The organism is Komagataeibacter sp. NFXK3 (assembly GCF_054182245.1).
Genome location: NZ_JAPIVJ010000011.1, coordinates 1 through 18,311, shown reverse-complemented (window position 1 = coordinate 18,311; position 18,311 = coordinate 1). Strand labels below are relative to the sequence as shown.

The following is an 18,311-nucleotide window of genomic DNA, read 5'->3' as shown; positions in this document are numbered from 1 at the left end:
CTTGCACGCCCGACCAGGAATCCGTATCTTACGGAAGATAGATAAAAAGGAAGGGTGGTTCCATGTCTACGACCGTGACCTCATCCGACGTGCAGAAAAATTTCGGCGCCTATCATGACCGTGCGCTCACCGAACCGGTGAAGGTCACGAAGTATGGTCGGGAGACGGTTTATATCGTCTCCGCCCAGACCTTTCACGCATTGAAACAGGCCCAGCGCGAAGCCATTGCCGCGACCGATCTCAACGATCATGAGATTGCGCTGATCGAAGCTGCGGAGATCCCCGAGGAACACCGCTACACTGTCGGTCAGTAAGCGCGCATCGTGCCCATTCCCGAACCGACGCCAGGCCTGGTCATCTCGTATTCCTATCTCTGGCATAACCAGCATCGCGCCGGAGCCGAGGAGGGCCGGAAAGCCCGGCCCTGTGCCATTGTGGTTGCTGCCGCCGATGCTGACGGCGACTGCCAGGTTTATGTGGTGCCGATCACCCATTCCCAACCGGACGACCCACATGCGGTGGCACTCCCGGCAAACGTCAAACGACGCCTTGGGCTGGGTGACGAGCCATCCTGGATCATAACCGCAGAACTCAACCGGTTCGTGTGGCCGGGCTATGATCTGCGGCCCATCTCACGCAACCAACCCGACTGTTTTGCCTGGGGCTTCCTGCCGGTGGACATATTCGCGGCGGTCAAGCGAGGGATCGTCGCTCACCAGAAGGATCGAAGCCTGCGGCAAACCCCACGGGAATAATCATCTGGGGATTACGATTTACGTGTCAGGACACTCGGCGGCAGTTTCGGGCGCATCATCGTGCGCCGGTCCAGCACAGGCCCGTCGGTCACAAAGGTGCCATCGCCAATGCCATGCAGGGGTGACCTCCCCTTGCTATGCGGGTCGGCATGCGCAGCGACCCCTTCAAGAATGACGATGCCATATGGCTCGATGATGTCGACGACACGGCATTCGATATTCGCGAGACACTTATCGAGAAGCGGGGCTTTCACCTTGTCAGCCTTCCGACGCGCAAGACCGAATTTCTCGAACTTGTCCGTATCCTTCCCGGAGCAGAGACCGATCCCCACGACAGTGTCGAGCATGTCTGCGGACGGAATGGCGATCACACATTCGCGCGTCTTCTCGATCGCCTTCCATGAGTAATTCCAGGGACCGGTGGTAATCGCGAAACGCGCGTCGAAATCCAGCACCATGGTCCAGGTGATCGTCATGACGTTGTCGCGCCCAGTGTCATGCGTGGTCACGAGCGTTACCGGCCCGGATTCCAGAAAGGTAAAAGCTCGATCAAGGGGAAACGGCTGCATGGCAGTCTCCATCAGGTTGTCGCCGATCCTAAACTGGTAGCAGGGCACCTGCGTGCTCTGTATTGCGCTGCGTCAACGGTATCATGAAGAACAGGAAGTACATGCGAAGAAAAATCAGAGCATCAGACTTTACAGCCCAAGCCCGCGTTTCCGCGCGAACGACCAGTCGATCCCCCCATCCCCGCGCATGATGCCTGACACCTCCCGCCCTCGCTGCTTTTCCAGCGACGGCGACCATGGCACCAACTCGAAGCCCAGCCCGTCGTCGATCATGGCGAACCGGCCCGACGCCAGATTGAAACGCTGGCGGTAGGTGCCGGCAACGGGGTCACCCTCCCCGCTCCGCCGGAACGGCATCCCCGATTTCCCGGCGAGGCTCCGGCCCAGCGTCTCCAACTCCCACTGACGCAGCGTGGCGATCAGGTTCCGGGCATAACGGATGCTTCCGCCGTCGCGGCTGGCCAGCCCCTGCTCCACCAGATGATCCGTCCGCTTTTTCATCGCCTCTTTGACCTCGGCTCCGAACCCGGTGGACGCCAGGGCAAGAGGCTCCCGCGTGATCGCCTGCCGGTCGAGCCAGCTAGCGCCCTCCGCCGTCACCTGCCGCTCCAGCGTGACGTCGGAACGCACAGCCAGCGCGACACGATCACGTCCCTGTTTATCGCTGAAACGCCGCAATTCCACGATCGAACCGACCGCTCCGTCACCAGCGGCTTCAAGGTCCGGCAGACGGACATGATGCGTTCGCCCATCAATTCCATCGATGACGGCATAGGCCGTGCCACGCAGCTCATCGTCGAGACCACGATCAACCAGCCGGCCGATGACGGGATCGGTGGTATCCTCGGCGGCGATTACCCATGATGATGCGGCACGGTCGATCTTCTGCTCCGTCAGCCCCCGGTGGATCCGTTTGATGATATCGTTGCGCTCGCTGATCTCCCGCAGCGTGGCTTCCGCACTCTCGTCCATCCGCCAGCGATCCGGCCTGACTTGGTGCGCCAGCCCCATGGTTTCCAGACGGCGCAAGCGACCCAGCTTCACGGTGGCAAAAGCGTCCGGTGTTTCGCCCGGCGCGCGCCCCAGAGCGATGACACCATCTTCCCCGGCGTCCCTCTGAAGCTGACGGTCAAGCTGGGTCCAGCGATCGGCATTCACCTGCCGCTCGACCGCCTGGTGGATGTCGTGATCAGTGCGTGGCCCGAGTTCCAGCGTCACCAGATCCTGGGCACGAGCACGCATTCCTTCGCGGATATAATCACGGGCGATCACCAGGTCGGAACCGTCCTCCGCAACGCCCCGGACGATAACGTGCAGATGCGGGTGTGCGGTGTTCCAGTGATCGACGGCGACCCAGTCGAGTTTCGTGCCGAGATCGGCCTCCATCTGCCCCATCAGATCCCGCGCGAAAGCCCGCAGATCCGACATCTCCGGTGCGTCCTCCGGAGAGACAATAAAGCGGAAATGGTGGCGGTCGCCATCGCATCGTTCCGCGAAGTCTGACGCGCGGATGTCGTCGCTGTCCTTGCCGAACAGGCGCGCGTCCTCCCCGTCTCGCGTCACGCCCTCCCGACGGAGATACCGCAGGTGTGCTGCCAATGGTGTGGCGCGCGGGGCATGGCGCACGACACGGGCCTTGATCACGACGCCCCGTGAACGGCTGGTCAGCAGGCGATTGGCGGCATGGGCGGCGGCTCTGCCGCGCCCGAAACTGGAGCGACGCCCGGCACTGATTTTCCCAGCGCGGGAGACCCGACCACCAGCCCGCTGCACGGATGCCAGCACCTGCGTCACGAAGGGGCGCGCCTGACGGCCGCGGGTGGAGCGGATACGGCCTGGCCGGACCCGGAATTCCTCGTCCCTGCTCATGGAGAAAGCCCTACACCGCGCGAAATATCGCGTCGGATCAAAGAGATGATACCTCGACGCGAGGTGCGGGAAATCCACGCACCTCGCGACAGGACTTCAAAAACACCGGAAAACCGCCACCCCAACCGAGCCGCGATGTGCGGCCTTTTATCCAGCCCTCGCCCTCGCCCTCGCTTTTTTCCGATCTTTCGCGGTCCTCACTCACGATTTCCGTCCCTCTTGAACCGACAAAGGTGAGACATTGGGAATGCCGCTGAAATGTCCAACGAACAGCGTCCGTACTGCATTCCCACTGCCATTCCGCTGCATGATTTCAGCGCGCGGCATGATGATGTCTGGATGATCGGATGGCGCGATAAAGAGCCAGGCAGCCTGCCATTCACGCCTGGGCCATACCGTCCGCGATGTCCCCTGCCCTGCGAGCGGACTATCGCCACGCAACCGTGCCCTGACCGCTTCCACGTAAGCCAGTGTTTCCTGCGGTAGCGGTCGGCCCGTCGCCAGATGTTCGTCGTAGCGGCCCGGTCCCGCATTGTAAGCTGCCAGAAAACCAGCATCGCCGTAACGCTCATGCAGCATGCGGAGATAGGCAGCACCAGCAAGAATGTTGTCATGCGCATCAAACGGATCGGCACCAAGAGCGAGCATCCTGCGTAAATCCGTCCAGGTCGCAGGCATCAGTTGCATGAGCCCCATGGCACCTTTCGCGGATACGGCCTTCATGTCACCAGCGCTTTCGGATTGCAGGACAGCAGCAATCCATTCTGGTGGAACCTGCATCCGCGCGGCTGCCTCCGTGATCAGAAAATCATACGTTTTAGCCTGCGCTGACATGGGTACACATACCATCCATCCCAAGGCGAACAGCATGCCGGCCGTCTTCGCTGTCACTCTCCGGCATCTGCTTACGGCACCACGAAGACAGACCGGAAAGAGAAAAGACATCCAGCCGTGTGGCACTGTTCCGTGAACACGATCAGCGCCGGTCATCGCGTTTCACCTGACGGTTCCAGACCAGTTGCCAGTCACGCCCTCCACGACCGACCTGAAACAGGCTGGCACGAATGGGTTGCGTGAAAATTGGATCATCCAGCAGCACGGAGACATATTCGCCCGCTCGTTCGCCGGTACGTGTCCATCCTGCGCCGACCTCAGGACCGGCATCCCCGTCGCCGAGATGAATACGATAATCCGGCGCGTTTTCTGCCGTTCCTGCCCCAACCGACAGGAAGGTGAGTTCTGCATCCAGTGCCAGTGTCCGCAGCCTGCCTGCAAATCCGTCAGGCGTGCGTATGAAAGATCCGATCTGGGTCATGACAAAGATTCCCCTGTTTCGAAGTCAATTGAAAAATGGGCCGTCATTCGATTGGCGATTCATGGCGGGGCGCAAAACTGCGCGATGGCATGAACAATGGTTCGGGCGGCGGAGGCTCAGGATCGCCCGTCGTAATCCACAAAGGGATGGCGCGCCCAAGCACACTGTCGGCAGGAAGTGGACCGAAATATCGCCCGTCGAGACTGGCCGGGACTGCCGGGTTCATGACGAAAACCTGTCCCGCCACAAGATGCTGACAGCCCTGCCAAACCGGTAGAACCCGTCCCCGATGATCAGCGGCTCTGGCCTCGCCGACCAGATGCCCGTCAACCGTCACGCTGTTGCCCGAACGACAGACCGTCTGTCCCGGCAGGGCTGCCACGGGCTTGAGCAGCGGCACGCCGAACGGCAGATAGCCGCGCTCGGACAGCAATAGCGCCTGCTGCTCCGGCAGGCGGATGGCGACAATATCGCCAACATGCAGGGCACTCCCAGGACGCAGGCGATACAACCCGGTCGGCACACTCGCCGTTTCGTTCCAGATCAGACGGGGTGATACATGAATCGCAGCGGAAATACCGATGGCCACCGTCGCGAAATAGGTTGTGAAAAACCATGCACGACGGGTCATGACAGTGCCCTCCGCCGCAGCCATGCTTCATGTCGTTCGCGCGTATACGGTCTGTGCACCTGCCCTGCTGTCATCCGCTGGTGCAGATGTCGCCAGTGATCGGGACAGACCATGCATGGATCGATCTTCTGTGCTTCGACGCCGTCAATGGCTTCCAGCACCTGCCGGACCTTCGGCCAGCCATTTTGTCGCAACAGGCTTTCCGCCCCGGGACGCACAAACGGCACGGTCTGGCGTGCTTCATGAGCCTCAACAGCACGCACGATATCGATACATGACATGACGGTGCCAAAATCATTGGCGGTCCAGCGGATGAATGCGAAGACATTGCCCGGCGCAAAGCTCAGCAGCCGCCGCCGGCGATCAAGGATGCGGTCCTCGACCGGATGCCCAAAGCGGATCCAGTGCTCGATCCGCTTCTCGATCCATGTCAGTTCAACAGTGGTCGTGACGGCACTGCGGGCGGCGCTCATGACGTCCTCCCGACGGTTTTTCCACCGTTTCTGGGCACCTCTACATCAGTACCGTTAGATTCTTTATAGTTAGATTCTAAGTTAAGGTTACCATAACCTGTTGATCCGGCGATCTTAATCGGTCCTTTTTGGGACTGATGGCACGCGGTCATTCCGATCGATGGCATGTGGTGACTCACATCCAATGGCACGTGGTGTTTCACACATCGCCCACCGCTCCCTGTGGATAATCCACGGGGCCGGAAAACCAGCAGATCGCCGTTTTTTGCACCCGTTTCGATGGCAAGCTGATAGCCCGGCAGGCTCTGCCGCATGACCAGATCATGCAACTCAGCGGTGAAGCGGGAAAACCCGGACAACGTGGCGGATTTGGCATGCAGGTGGGTAAAGGCGAAACGCCAGCCCCGGCGCTGCTGACCGGCGTGCTTGCGCACCAGCCGGTAAAGCCAGCGTTCCACGCCACCGGTAAGACGGAAATAGGCCGGATCAATCCGCAGAACGAGGCTGTCCTCCAGCAATCCAGCGTAAAACCATTCCGGAAGCGTGATCTCGACCCGGCCGGCCTGGCCGTTGGCTGCGGCATGCCGTTCCTTCCACTGGTTCAGCCAGGAAAAGGCCTGCAGGTATCCACCCTGTCGCCGCAGCGTTGTGCGCACGGTCGTTGCCTGCAGCCGTGCCAGCCCTGCCCGCAGCCGGTCATAGTCGCGTGCGCCCGTCCCACGTCCGATGAATGTCAGGATTTCGCGCGGGGTGGCGGTCATGAAGGGCGAGGTCCGCAACCCCGTATCACGGGCCTCAATGATCTGGCTCGCGGCCCAGATCAGGATATCAGCGTCCCATATGGTTGCCATACCCCGCTCATGGGACGCTTCCACCCGGATCGAGACTTCACCCATGGTAAGGTCAATCGGCACGAAACGTGGCGATTTGGCGAGGCTGAAAAACGGCCATGCCATGAGATCCTGAACATCACGCGGCGGAAAGTCTCCGGGCAATGCCTGGAACACCCCTGTTGCCCGACGGGAGATTGAGAACAGGGCGGTCATGCGCGCTGTCCTCTCGTGGCTGAAACGTAACGGGCCTGGACACGAGCCATGGCGGTACGCCGGTTATGCGGCAGATCCACTGCACTATCTTCGGCGGTCGACAGACGCACATTGAGATCGGCCCAGGCGCAGAGGTCTTCCACGGCGTAAACAATGCGACCACCAATCTTGCGATAGAGCGGGCCGGTTCCAAAGGTGCGGTGCTTTTCAAGAGTTCGTCCGGACAGCCCGAGGAAATTCGCGGCATCCGGCGTGCGGAGATAGTGGGGTGGCAGTGTCGGCAGGACACGCATATCGGCCTCCATGTCGCCTCAAAGGACCGCCGCGCAGACCCGGCGGTTTCTGACGACACGGTGCAGGAAGAGGCCCGACTGGGGGGGATGACAAAGTTCAGGGGGAGAAACTGTCACCACCTCGCGTGCGACCCTGCAGCAGGGAAAGATACCCGCCATTCAGCCAGATCTCTCCGTCGCGCAGAAGACGATAAAGCGCTTTGTAATAAGCCGTTGCCCGCCATTCGTCGGCCGACATTCGGTTCAGATCGACACGGAAAAGCGCGCTGGCAATACGCCGATAGGGAATCCCCGCCTGCCTGCCATCATGGGCACAGAGCATACGCACCTGCCGCTGGCGCTGCTGGGCGCTCAGCCGGAGATGGTTCGACGGGGAGCCCAGGGGTTCACGAGCCAGAAAGCGGCGCATACGGACCACGCTCTCCATCCGGATGTCGAAGAACGCATCGTCAGTCAGGATGAAGGATCGCGCCTCTCCCAAGTGCTCCGCAACCAGCAGGCAACGGAGCCGTTGTCCCTGCACATCCAGCACAGCATGACGCCCGTCCGATGCGTCGTACGTTACCACGATATGGGGCGCCATCAGGGCATGCGTCCGTGCGTCGGCCCGCAGAAGAACAATCTCCGGGGCGATTTCAGGCCGCCAGAAAGCAGGTGACGTGGATGCAGGCTGCTCCGGGTCAACAAGGAAAATCCAGCCCCCATCGTCGCGCCATGGCGATCAGAAGGTCCGGATCACCCCGCGCCTGGGGAACCGTCCGGTCATAATCGTCATGATAGCGAGGATTACGCCGCAGCCATTCCTGGGCGAACCCGGCGGGATCGAGGGGTTCCAAGGTACGTCTGAGCGACGTCGCATCCCAGGTATAGATGGCCGGCACGCGGGCCTCCAGGCGGATTTTCGGGAGTCAATCCACTATCCGCAGGGAGGAAAAGGTCGGGTAGTCCCAAAGAATCGAGCACGTGATACCTGATAAGACACGCTGCTATAAGATATTCACATAGATCCAACCGACGAATACAAGCAGAAACTCCGTTCGGTCCACGGTCTGTCAGGTAAGATACACTGGTCTGGACAGACTCGCCCGATGCTTTCAAAGCATCACCTGATCTTCTGGCAGCATCACATGTTCAGAAAACGATACGATAAGGACGTGTATTATAATACGTAGCACGATAATACACAAATCGTTCCTATCCTGCAGATGGACATTCGCAGGATCTTCGGCACCAATGTGCGACATTACCGGCTGGCGGCAGGACTGAGCCAGGAAGCGCTTGCCGTGCGCATGGGCGTTGATCGCGCCTATATCAGCTGGATTGAAACAGCGCGGCAGAACGCCACCCTGCTCACTGTGTGGCAGGCATCGCAGGCCCTTGGCGTCAGACCCGCCGACCTGCTGGACGAAAGTCGTCTTCCGGCTGACGATCAGAAATAAGCCTTCTTACCCTGCCGTGTCCGCCCTCAATGGGGCGGTGTCGGCCTGTCTGATTCGACACGGGTCTGCTGCGCTAGCGCCACTTTCAATTCTCGCTCGATCTGCCGGCGCTCGCGACGGCTGAGGTGAAAGCTGGTCAGTTCGGCCCGCAGCATCTGGATGTGGTCGTGTAACGTGGTCATCGTCCTGCTCCTTTCGTTTCTCGAAGACAGGACGGACGGCTCATGCCGGGGCGGACCGGGTCAGGGATCGCCGCAGGCGACCGGCTCGCCGGCGCGTGGGGGAGCCGATTTTGTCTGGCGCGCCCGGCACGGGTGCGTCGGGCAAAATTGGGGGGACCACGCGTCCTTGACGCGGTTCGCCCTCGCGCATGGTACAATGGGAAGGCTGAGGGAAAGCCTCGTATTCCTCCTGCGTCTCATGTCGGGCGATCAGCGCTGCCGCCCGCGCCCTGGAAGAGCGCGCCAGAAAGCCCGGAAGGCCCCGCCCGGAGAGACCGGGCGGGGTTGGTCGTGGGAGGTTCAGTCCCCGTTCCGGCTGCGCGGCCGGGTCCAGATGAGGGAGTAGCCCTCGCCTTCCTCGTCAGTGAACAGGTTGGCGAAGATTGGGGCTGCGAAAGAGGGATCGTCCAGCTTCAGGCTCAGATAGGTGCGGCCTTCGCTGGAGCGGCGGGTCCATGCGGCACCCAGTTCCACGCGCCCGAGATAGACGCGGTAGTTGGGGGCGTTGTCGTTGGCGCGGTTGGTTTCGGCCACCAGGCGGACGTTGCGGGCCTGCAGGGCCAGGGTGACGATTTCGCCTTCGAAGCCTTCGCCCACCTTCTTGAAGGAACCGATGTTAGCCATTGTTGTGTCTCCATGCTGTTATCGGGCCGCGACCACCGTGGCCTCGATGGCGATCGACCAGCCGGAGGCGAGCGGCAGAGCACCCTTCAGGGCCGCAGCGCAGCGGAGGACGGCAGGGCCGGAACTTTCTTGTCCCGCGAGGAATGGCGGCGTAGCCGACAGGGGAAGAAAGTTCTGGCACGCCGTTGCGGCCAGCCGATCGAGGCGCAGCCGGTCTTCGGCTAGATCAGCCATCCGACAGAGGCCATGGTGTGCGGATCCGACAGCCCCCCAGGAGATGCGATGCCGGCATGACTGGTCCGTAAGAGGGGGGACGATGCAATCTGACGCGAGACTGTCACACTGCCACTGTGGGAAACGGGCCCCGTCCGGTGGTCGTTTTTTGCCATCCCCGATATTACGCCCCCTTTCGTCGCTCATGGGCAGGGTTGCGTCGTGCGGTGGGACAGGCCCCACTCCCGACACAGGTGCATCCCGTCAAAGCGGGCAGGATGACCCCTCTTTCGCAGCCTGCCGTCCCGGCCCTTTCGCCGATGGGGATGCCATGGGCTTTTCATCCATGGACCGTCCCCGCAGGCGCACGGGGCTACCACCGAAATCCGTCCCGCCGGTTCTCCGGGCGGGGCCGACCAGGGGTGGACGAACGTGTCTCCAGCCATCAGACTCGCAGCGGCTGGGGAGCCCGACGTCATTGCGGATCAGGCGTCAGATTGGCTATTTTCACAGACCATCGTGGAAATCACGCCCACCACGCTATGTGAAAACCGTGCCGAGAAATCGGCACCGGTCTTACTCCCCGCCACACGCAACATTCTTGACTTTGTCAGGCATTGCCGATTTTCTTGGAACCATGTTTGGACCTCCCAACGCTATGCAGATCAGAGTCTCGATCGACGAGATCGAACCAGCCGTCTGGCGGCGTCTCGTCGTGCCAAGTGAATGGAACCTGGAGCAGCTTCACCTCGCTATCCAGGCGGCCTTTAACTGGTGGAATTATCATCTCCATGAGTTCGAGATCGGGGGACTGCGTTACGGAAATGCCATTGAGGCTGCGGAAGGATCGGCCATCGGCGATCCCCAGGTCTTTGACGAGCGCCAGGTCCGGTTGCGCGATTTCCGCAACGCGGGCACGGCGTTCACCTACGTCTATGATTTTGGCGACGACTGGCACCATACCGTAGAAATCGAAGATCTGCTTTTCCTCGAAAGCGCTCCCCACCACGCGACCTGTGTTGACGGCGCGCGTGCCCGCCCGCCCGAGGACGTTGGCGGCATTTCAGGCTATGAGCGATTTCTGGAGGTACTCGGCTCCCCCAAGGATCCCGAGCATCGGGAAACCAAGGCCTGGTGTGGTGGCCATTTCGATCCCGAGTGGTTCGATCTTGCAACCGTCGACAAGGATGTCCGAAACGCGTTGAAGCCGAATGTGAAAAGAAGGCTGCATCAGCCGAAACCGAAAAAAAGCAAGTTATAGATATCACTAAGTTAATCAGGCGTGTTTTAAGGTAAAGGTCAATGTTGTCGATCGGGATCGACGGCAGAATATGCTACAATCCGTCATTGGATAGCCGGATTGGACGCGTCATGCCTTATTTATTTTAAGCACTGAAAAGCAGTCAACGCGCCAGCTCGATGCTACCATGCCGATTTCTCGGCACGGTTTCCGCACTACCTGTCAGATGCCACTCTCTTTCTGAAATCTCCAGACCGGGATACCCATCTGCTTCGCCTTGTCGGCCAGATTGTCCTGAATGCCAGATCCCGGGAACACCATGACCCCGATGGGCAGGACTTTCAGCAGGGCGTCGTTGCGCCGGAACGGAGCCGCCTTGCCATGCCGGTTCCAGTCGGGTTTGAAGGCAATCTGCGGAATTTCGCGATGGTCCGCCCAGCGAGAGGCAATGAATTCCGCCCCCTTTGGTGAGCCGCCGTGCAGCAGCACCATATCGGGATGCTTCTCACGCACCTTGTCCAGACGCTTCCAGATCAGATGGTGGTCCTCGTAATCAGGGCCGCCCGTGACCGCGATCTTGGGGCCGGGAGGTACGAGAAGTTCGGTTTCGGCCTTGCGGCGGGCGTTGAGAAAATCACGGCTGTCAATCATCGACGCCGTCAGGGTGCTGCGGCAGACCAGCGAGCCGGAGCGTGGCCGCCAGGGCGACATCGTCAGGCGTTCGAACTGGTCGCAGGCGAGGTCGCGGAAGATCTCATACGCGTTGCGTCGCTCCAGCAGGGTCAGCCCCTCGGCGATAAGACGTTCCAATTCCACGGAGCGGATCTCGCTGCCATCCTGTTCCTGCTGGCTGCGCTTCTGCGCCTGCTCGTTGCGGTCAAGATCACGCTCCACCTGCCCGACCATGCGGTGAAAGACATTGACGGTGGACCAGAGCAGCGGTTCGAGATCGGGTTCCAGCCGCGTGTCGGTCAACGTGGCGGACAGGGCGTCGAAGATATCGGCAACCGCGCCCTCGATCTGGCTGGCGTCGGGCAACGGCCTCGGGTCCGGCTCATCCTCGAAGGGACGGTGGCCGTAAAGCTGGAGTTCCGCCAGCACGTGGCCGGTGGAAGATGTGGCGTGCGCGGGTTCGAAATCGTCCTGTGTGCGGGTCATGGGTCTGTCCTCCGGTTCTGGCCGCGCCCCTCGCGGCCTTTCCGGGGGCGGATAGCGGCAGACGAAGGCCGGGCCGGAACCGCGCAACGCGCGGCCGGAACGCAGTGAAGGATGGCAGGGAGACGGCTATTTTGCTTCGCGATGCAAAGCGCGGCACGCGCGGCGGAAAATAGCCGTCTCCGCCATTGCAGGCCCGGTCTGGCTGACGCCCGCTCCCCTTCCAGAAAGGCCGCGGGCGCGCCTCATCCGGAAACGGGACAGCCCCGCACCACACCGGAAAGAAGATACCCCCTTTCCTGGCCCGCCTCAGTGCGTGACCGGATGCAGAAACCGCGCCACGTCCTGCGGGGCAAGCTGGGGATGCAGGATCGCCCGCATCGCGCCACGCCCGAGATAGCGGAGATCATCGTTAAAGTCCGCCAGACGCGGTGACAGCACGAGGCACTCGATCCCGGCCTCCTGCGTCCGGGCCTGCAGGGTCATCACCGCATGGTCTCCGGCGGGATCGTCATCGCGCAGCACGTAGAGACGGCGGAGCGTGGGTGGAAACGCCATGGCGGCGAGATGCGCCGAGGACAGGCAGGCGGCCAGTGGCAGATCGGGCATGACCTCATGGAGCGAGAGCACCGTCTCGATCCCCTCGCCTGCCGCCAGAACATCGGATGTCGTACCAAAACGCACGGCGTTACCGAGCAGGTCGCCCATCGCCCGTCGCGGCATTTCGACAGGCGCCTTGCCGCGCCCGTCGTGCGCCAGCCAGGTGCGATGCACGCCGGTCACGCGACCTTCGAGGTCGGTCACGGCGGCGATTATCGCGGGCCAGGTCTCGGTCGGACTGTCGGCATCGGCCCGGTAGTAGCAGTCGGGGTGGAAACGCAACGCGGCCAGCCCTGAGCGGCCCGTCAGATCGCGGCTTCGCAGATAGACGTCTGCAATGTCCGACAGAGATCTGCTGGCATCCCACAGACGGCGTGCAGCGTCCGTACTTGTGCCGCCCGTCTCTGCTCGCTGCGATGGGGCGGTCCGCAGACGATCCCCCGCCCGGTCAGTTTCGGGATGCGGTAACGCCAGAAAACTGCGCGCCTCGTCGGCGACATCACGAAAATCCAGCAACCCGAGGCTTTCACGGATGATGTCGAGCAGATCGCCATGCTGCCCCGTCGCGCCATCCGTCCATTTCCCCGCGCGGCCACGCCCGTCCAGACCACCATGCAGGCGGACATAGAGCGACCGTCCCGGGGTGTTATGAACATCCCCGACCAGCCAGTAATTGCCGTGCCGCCGCCCGGCCGAGAGGTAATGCCGGCAGACCGCCTCGGCGTTCTCGGCCAGCCCGCGGGCCAGATCGCCAGCATCCCATGACTGCGTATTGGTCATCTCACCCTCCCTGCAGGCTTGATGCCGCCATGATTCCCCCGTAACGGCAGAGGCAACGGGCACAGGCCCGAATGCAAAAGGATAGTCCCATGAAGATTGCCGATCTGGTCGATCATATCGCCACCACTACCGACACAAGCAAGACCGATACCCGTAAGGTGCTGGATGCCCTGGTCGAAGCGATGACCACCGCCGCCAAGGCCGGTGATGAAATCACCCTGCCGAACTTTGGCAAGTTCAAGGTCAGGGAAGTCGCCGCCCGCGAAGGCCGCAACCCGGCCACGGGTGCGACCATCCAGATCGCGGCCTCGCGCAAGCTGGCCTTCACGCCTGCCAAGGCGCTGAAAGACAGCCTGAACGACTGACCTGCCGACAGGCAGAAGGCGGCGGACCCTGTCCGCCGCCCCTTCCCCATCACGCTGGCCTCTGATGATGGGCGCGTTCATCCCACCTTCTCCATCAGCTTGCGTGCCCTGCCCTCCAGATCCAGTCGTGTGTCCTGGTTGGTCTTCGTCCGCGCCAGTGCGGTAATCCCCTGCACGAAATCGAACACGCTCTCGGGCTTGCGGCCTTCCTCGTGCAGCACGGTTTCGATGATCTTCGTGGTTTCCGGTTTAGAGAACCCACGACGACGCAGGAAACTTTCCCGATCGTCATCGGTTCTGGCCACCAGCGCCTTGCGCGAGGCCTGAATGCCAGAGACGAACGAGGCCGGACTGGCCGTGGCGAAATTCCGGAGCGCCGGTGTCGCCTGATGCACGAAACGCGAGGCTGCAAACTTGCTATGCCGGATCGTGATCTGTTCGAAATTTTCCACGCCCCAGAGCATCCTGTTTTGACACACTCCGCGCAGGTAAAACGACGCAATCCCAAGGCTCTTGCTGCCGACCTCGCTGTTCCAGGCATAGAAGCCCCGGAAATAGAGATCGGGGTCGCCGTTAGGCAAGCGGCCAGCGTCGATCGGGTGCGTATCGTCGACGAGGAATAAAAAAACGTCCCTGTCTGATGCGTAGAGCGTGGTCGTTTCCCTGGTGATATCCACATAGGGATTATGGGTCATGGTAGCCCAGTCGATGACACCCGGCACCTTCCAGTTGGTATCGCCCGTGCCATCGCCAGCGATCTTGCGCACCGCGCCGACCAGTTCGTGGTCCCAGATGCGGCCGTAATCGGGGCCCGTGACGGCGCGCAGTTCCACGCGCCCGTCTTCCGTCTCCAGCGTTTTGACCAGTTCGGCGCGGTGCGACAGCAGCCCGTGCTGCAGATTGATCGCCGCCAGTGGGGCTGGCAGGTTACGCAGGTACGACGATGGCGCGCCGACCAGGCTGCACATCTGGCCGAACGACCAGTGGGTGGGCGCGATCGGGTCATTCTGCCCCGGTACGGTCAGGGTCAGGCGCTCGGCATTATCGCGAGATGCTTCCACACGGATGGCGCGGCTTTCCACTGTGCGGGCGGTGGCGCGCTCGGCACGGGCCAGGGTCGCGGCGTGCAGATCGGACAGGGAGAGATACCGCTCGTCGTCGGGGCGCGAGAACCATTCGGACGATACGCGGGCGCTGCGGGTGCCACGGGAGGGATCAATCCGGAAGCCGCTGGACGCGGCGCCACGGGACGCAGGGGGCAGGATGGTGGTCGTGATCATGGAAAACTCTCCTCTTATGCCGGTTATTCGGCACCAGAGGCGAAGCCGCCCTCTCCCTCTTTCCGGGACGTCGGACATGAAAAAAGCGGCTTCCGGGCACCGGAAGCCGCTGTCTCACTATTCCAAAAATCCATTGCGCTATTCGGCAGCAATGGCCTCCATATCCCCGCCTGCCGTCGCTGTTTCAGCCTGTGCCTGATCTGCCAGTCCCACAGTCCGCAACGCCTCGGGCAGCCAGCCCGAACCATCAAGCAACCGCTCGGCCTCGCGGGCCATGTCGGGCTTCTTCAGGTGGGCGATGCACTCTGCCGCATCGTCACCGCGTGCGTCGCGCACCGCCTGGAGGATACGGGCCTTGGTCACCCGGCCGAGATAGTTCTCGAACGTGGGCTGCCAGCCTGCCTCGACCAGATCGAGGCTGAGGGCCGAGGCCAGACGGTCTGCCCGCTTGAGGCGCTCGGTGACGCTGCGCTGGGATACCGCGCCATAGGCGGGCATGCGCTCGTAAAGCGCATTGATGCCGAAGGACAGGCAATGGGCCAGCAGAGCCATGCGACTGGTATCATCCAGCCCATCAATCCAGCGCCACAGCGCATCCTCGTCCTCGGGCAGATCGTGCTTCCAGCCCTCGTTGCGCTGGCGCAGCGCGTGAGCCGGCAGGCTGTCCGGCATGTCCGGCGAATGGACCGGCAGCGGGATTTCCCGGACATAGGCTTCCAGGCAATCTGCACCCGGCGTCTGCCAGTACACATCACGCACCAGCGTATGCAGCAGTTCGGTCAGCGCGATGTGCGGGTTGCTGGCAAATGCGTCCCGCAGGGCCAGCGTGCGCCAGGCTGTCAGCTCGGTGAGCAACCGGTCAGGCAGCGGCCTGATCCCGTCTTCTTCCTCGGGCTCAACGTCGGGAGAGATGCTGTAGCCCTCCCCGCCCACATCGCCGCCATCATCAGCAATACGATCATCCTGTCCGTCATATACAGCGTGATCATATTCACCGGTGCTGCCGACATCATCGGCCTGTTCCTGCTCCGCCGGCATGTCCTCCGGTAATACGAAACCCCGCTCCACCTGCAGCGTGCCATCGCTGGCGATGCTGACGAACGCGCCAGCCCGCGCCATGTCGTCAGGATCGAACGCCAGAGGCCGTTCTTCCAGGGCAAGAATGGCGTGTTCGATCTCGCCCAGCCGTGCATCGACCTCGTTCGGATATTCATCGGCCTGGGCGTATTCAGCCTCGATGGTTTCCTGCTCGGTATGCAGGGCTTCAAGACGGGCCGTTTCTTCATCCGACAGCGGCACTTCCTTGCCGTCGATTTCCGCAAACTGCCGTGTATGACCCCATGGGAACGACAGGGCCGCCTCAACCCATTTCCAGCCTTCGGCACGGATGTCGTCGGCGGCTGCTTGCAGCTTTTCGATGACCAGCCGGTCCAGAATGGCCGGATCCTGCAGCCAGCCGCCGTCATCGGCCTCGAACAGGTCGCGCATGATGGGGCCACCCGCTACGATATAGGCCTCCAGCCCCACGAAACGGGCACGGGCGTCCGAGGTCCGCACGGTCTTTTCCGTCAGCATGCGGCGGATGACATAGGGCTCACGGTTATGACTCTGGGACACGATGTCCCAGATCTGTTCCTGGCGGGCATGGTCATCGCTGATCGAAAAGGCAATAAGTTGGTCGAGCTTCATGCCATCCTGCTCATATACATCCAGCAGTTTGTCGGAAACGGTCATCAGCCGCAGACGCTGTTTGACCACGGTCGGCGTCACGAAGAACGCGGCGGCGATTTCTTCCTCGGACATGCCCTTCTCCAGCATGTCACGAAAGGCGCGGAACTGGTCCAGCGGATGCAGTGCCACCCGCTGCACGTTCTCGGCCAAGGAATCATCCTCGGCAAGAATGGCCGATCCGGCCTCGCGCACGACGCAGGGCACCGGGGCGGTCTTCGCCAGTTTCTTCTGCTTCACCAGCAGTTCAAGGGCACGGAAGCGCCGACCGCCAGCGGGGACTTCGTAAGTGCCGGTCTCAGCCCCGGTGTCGTCGAGAACGGGACGGACATTCAGGCTCTGCAGCAGCCCGCGGCGCTCGATATCGCGGGCCAGTTCCTCAATCGACAGGCCGGACTTCACACGCCGCACATTGGACTGGGACAGCACCGTAATCATCCGGCGAGAGACGCGGGCGTATTCAGGCGGCGATGGTATTGTGGACCTGCTGGTGGGCTTTCCAGTGCCAGGGCAGGAGTTCATGGAGGCGTGGATTGGGGATGTCATTGATCCGTGCCAGGACATCAGCGAGCCATGCATGGGGATCGACATCGTTCAGGCGCGCGGTGACGATCAGGGAATACATGGCGGCGGCGCGCTCTCCGCCACGATCGGACCCGGCGAACAACCAGGCTTTCCTGCCCAGGGCGATGCCGCGCAGGGCGCGTTCTGCTGCATTGTTTGAGAGGCAGATCCGGCCGTCAGTGAGGAATCGTGTGAATGTATCGGCACGTCTGAGAAAATAGTTCATGGCGTGGGCAACGGGATTTTTTGTCGACATGCGCCGGCAACACTCCCGCATCCAGTCGAACAGATCGTCGACCAGAGGGGCTATGTCTGTTTGACGGACTGCCAGCCGATGTTCTGGGGGCGTACCGTTGATGGTGCGCTCGGCCTGGAATATGGCGTCGATCCTGCCTACTGCCTCTATGGCGAGGGGCGCCTTGTCCCTCTCGGCGATTTTGAACAGCCCCCTGCGTCCATGCGCCCAGCATCCGGCGGAGACAACCGGCGCGGGTTGGCGTCCCGGTTTCGCCAGAGTATTATAACCCGCATAGGCGTCTGACTGCAGAATGCCGGTCCAGCCGGTGAGATGGTCCGTGGGATGTTCGCCCTTGCGGTCCCGGGAATACCGGAACCAGACGGCTGGCGGTGCTGGCCCACCAAATGGACCATCATCACGCACATAATTCCACAATCGTCCGGTGACTGTCCGGCCTTTCGCCAGAACCGGCACGGTGGTGTCGTCCGCGTGCAGGCGTTGTGCCGCCAGCACATGCGCCCGGATCAGCGTAGTCAGGGGGGCCAGCGTCGCGGTGCAGGCTCCCACCCAGTCGGCCAGCGTTGATGTGTCGAGATCGATCCCTTCGCGGGCAAAGGCATCGCTCTGGCGGTTCAGCGGCAGATGCTGCAGGAACTTGTCGCACAGGATGGTCGACAGCAGCCATGGGCCGGCGCGTCCGCGCGCGATCGGATGGAAGGGGGCGGGTGGCTGGGTGATGCTCTCGCAGTCCCGGCAGGTGAACTTCTCCCGCACCGTCTGGATGACCTTATGTGGACGGCCGGTTCGATGCAATGGATCACATTTGTTATCTCTCTGCGTTTCTCTAAATCTTGTTTTCTCGGTGGAATGCATCGCTGCTCGCAGGATGCGGGGATCCGGTCAGGTGCGCCCT

The 18,311-nt window shown here is 61.9% G+C and carries 21 protein-coding genes and 1 pseudogene; 5 read left to right on the top strand and 17 right to left on the bottom strand.

All coding sequences use genetic code 11. The features are described from left to right. Window positions 1-62: 62 nt before the first annotated feature. Window positions 63-314: a type II toxin-antitoxin system Phd/YefM family antitoxin gene (locus OQZ28_RS12310; RefSeq protein WP_012222748.1), complete on the top strand. Its 252-nt coding sequence runs from the start codon at window positions 63-65 to the stop codon at window positions 312-314. A 9-nt stretch (window positions 315-323) separates the two neighbouring features. After that, window positions 324-755, top strand: coding sequence for a hypothetical protein (locus tag OQZ28_RS12305; RefSeq protein ID WP_034930696.1), 432 nt, complete (start codon window positions 324-326; stop codon window positions 753-755). Window positions 756-766: 11 nt separating this feature from the next. Here OQZ28_RS12305 and OQZ28_RS12300 read toward each other — a convergent pair whose 3' ends face one another. The 10 genes from OQZ28_RS12300 to OQZ28_RS12255 form a co-directional block, all read right to left on the bottom strand. Further along, complete coding sequence (locus OQZ28_RS12300; RefSeq protein ID WP_026018703.1) at window positions 767-1,324, bottom strand: flavin reductase family protein; 558 nt, start codon at window positions 1,322-1,324, stop codon at window positions 767-769. A gap of 129 nt (window positions 1,325-1,453) precedes the next feature. Beyond that, window positions 1,454-3,193 carry a relaxase/mobilization nuclease domain-containing protein gene (locus OQZ28_RS12295; protein ID WP_034930698.1) on the bottom strand — a complete coding sequence of 580 codons (1,740 nt, stop codon included), beginning with the start codon at window positions 3,191-3,193 and terminating at the stop codon, window positions 1,454-1,456. Between the two features lie 201 nt (window positions 3,194-3,394). Continuing rightward, the gene (locus OQZ28_RS12290) at window positions 3,395-4,063 is read right to left on the bottom strand and encodes a lytic transglycosylase domain-containing protein (RefSeq protein WP_034930701.1); all 669 of its coding nucleotides are present in this window, start codon (window positions 4,061-4,063) and stop codon (window positions 3,395-3,397) included. Window positions 4,064-4,169: 106 nt separating this feature from the next. Continuing rightward, window positions 4,170-4,508 (bottom strand): DUF736 domain-containing protein, encoded by a 339-nt coding sequence (locus tag OQZ28_RS12285; protein WP_010516012.1) that lies wholly within the window; start codon window positions 4,506-4,508, stop codon window positions 4,170-4,172. A 43-nt stretch (window positions 4,509-4,551) separates the two neighbouring features. After that, window positions 4,552-5,139, bottom strand: coding sequence for a S26 family signal peptidase (locus OQZ28_RS12280; RefSeq protein ID WP_010516013.1), 588 nt, complete (start codon window positions 5,137-5,139; stop codon window positions 4,552-4,554). Next, a complete protein-coding gene (locus OQZ28_RS12275; protein WP_010516014.1) occupies window positions 5,136-5,612 on the bottom strand; it encodes a DUF2840 domain-containing protein in 477 nt (158 codons plus the stop codon). The genes OQZ28_RS12280 and OQZ28_RS12275 overlap by 4 nt, the downstream gene beginning before the upstream one ends. Continuing rightward, complete coding sequence (locus OQZ28_RS12270; protein ID WP_042710850.1) at window positions 5,609-6,658, bottom strand: replication initiator protein A; 1,050 nt, start codon at window positions 6,656-6,658, stop codon at window positions 5,609-5,611. Before OQZ28_RS12270 ends, OQZ28_RS12275 begins: the two co-directional genes overlap by 4 nt. Continuing rightward, complete coding sequence (locus OQZ28_RS12265; protein WP_053323123.1) at window positions 6,655-6,951, bottom strand: helix-turn-helix transcriptional regulator; 297 nt, start codon at window positions 6,949-6,951, stop codon at window positions 6,655-6,657. The genes OQZ28_RS12270 and OQZ28_RS12265 overlap by 4 nt, the downstream gene beginning before the upstream one ends. Before the next feature lie 97 nt (window positions 6,952-7,048). Continuing rightward, complete coding sequence (locus OQZ28_RS12260; RefSeq protein ID WP_010516020.1) at window positions 7,049-7,534, bottom strand: DUF2285 domain-containing protein; 486 nt, start codon at window positions 7,532-7,534, stop codon at window positions 7,049-7,051. Between the two features lie 97 nt (window positions 7,535-7,631). Continuing rightward, window positions 7,632-7,832, bottom strand: a complete 201-nt coding sequence (locus OQZ28_RS12255) for a transcriptional regulator domain-containing protein (RefSeq protein ID WP_010516021.1) — start codon at window positions 7,830-7,832, stop codon at window positions 7,632-7,634. Between the two features lie 324 nt (window positions 7,833-8,156). Here OQZ28_RS12255 and OQZ28_RS12250 point away from each other — a divergent pair, with 324 nt between their 5' ends. After that, window positions 8,157-8,390 carry a helix-turn-helix domain-containing protein gene (locus OQZ28_RS12250; protein ID WP_010516022.1) on the top strand — a complete coding sequence of 78 codons (234 nt, stop codon included), beginning with the start codon at window positions 8,157-8,159 and terminating at the stop codon, window positions 8,388-8,390. Between the two features lie 26 nt (window positions 8,391-8,416). Here the strand turns inward: OQZ28_RS12250 and OQZ28_RS12245 are convergent, their stop codons facing one another. Together OQZ28_RS12245 and OQZ28_RS12240 are read right to left on the bottom strand one after the other, a co-directional pair. Next, entirely contained in the window at window positions 8,417-8,572 is a 156-nt protein-coding gene (locus OQZ28_RS12245; protein ID WP_019086285.1) for a hypothetical protein, read from the bottom strand. A 339-nt stretch (window positions 8,573-8,911) separates the two neighbouring features. Next, window positions 8,912-9,235, bottom strand: a complete 324-nt coding sequence (locus tag OQZ28_RS12240; RefSeq protein ID WP_006560122.1) for a DUF736 domain-containing protein — start codon at window positions 9,233-9,235, stop codon at window positions 8,912-8,914. An 871-nt stretch (window positions 9,236-10,106) separates the two neighbouring features. On the opposite strand from OQZ28_RS12240, the gene OQZ28_RS12235 reads away from it, so the two are divergent. Continuing rightward, entirely contained in the window at window positions 10,107-10,709 is a 603-nt protein-coding gene (locus OQZ28_RS12235; protein ID WP_235450282.1) for a plasmid pRiA4b ORF-3 family protein, read from the top strand. A gap of 201 nt (window positions 10,710-10,910) precedes the next feature. Here the strand turns inward: OQZ28_RS12235 and OQZ28_RS12230 are convergent, their stop codons facing one another. Both OQZ28_RS12230 and OQZ28_RS12225 read right to left on the bottom strand, forming a co-directional pair. Continuing rightward, window positions 10,911-11,846, bottom strand: coding sequence for a DUF2493 domain-containing protein (locus OQZ28_RS12230; RefSeq protein WP_053323106.1), 936 nt, complete (start codon window positions 11,844-11,846; stop codon window positions 10,911-10,913). A gap of 306 nt (window positions 11,847-12,152) precedes the next feature. Next, window positions 12,153-13,223 (bottom strand): DUF7146 domain-containing protein, encoded by a 1,071-nt coding sequence (locus tag OQZ28_RS12225; protein ID WP_034932038.1) that lies wholly within the window; start codon window positions 13,221-13,223, stop codon window positions 12,153-12,155. A gap of 89 nt (window positions 13,224-13,312) precedes the next feature. Between OQZ28_RS12225 and OQZ28_RS12220 the strand changes: the two genes are divergently transcribed. Then, window positions 13,313-13,588 (top strand): HU family DNA-binding protein, encoded by a 276-nt coding sequence (locus OQZ28_RS12220; RefSeq protein ID WP_010669131.1) that lies wholly within the window; start codon window positions 13,313-13,315, stop codon window positions 13,586-13,588. A 77-nt stretch (window positions 13,589-13,665) separates the two neighbouring features. On the opposite strand, the gene OQZ28_RS12215 is transcribed toward OQZ28_RS12220, so the two are convergent. The 3 genes and pseudogenes from OQZ28_RS12215 to tnpC all read right to left on the bottom strand — a co-directional run. Then, window positions 13,666-14,868 carry a hypothetical protein gene (locus OQZ28_RS12215; protein WP_034927448.1) on the bottom strand — a complete coding sequence of 401 codons (1,203 nt, stop codon included), beginning with the start codon at window positions 14,866-14,868 and terminating at the stop codon, window positions 13,666-13,668. 138 nt (window positions 14,869-15,006) lie between these two features. Next, a complete protein-coding gene (locus OQZ28_RS12210) occupies window positions 15,007-17,034 on the bottom strand; it encodes a ParB/RepB/Spo0J family partition protein (protein ID WP_051671982.1) in 2,028 nt (675 codons plus the stop codon). 22 nt (window positions 17,035-17,056) lie between these two features. Next, a pseudogene (gene tnpC, locus OQZ28_RS12205) lies at window positions 17,057-18,196 on the bottom strand (IS66 family transposase); the annotation flags it as partial. Window positions 18,197-18,311 lie beyond the last annotated feature (115 nt).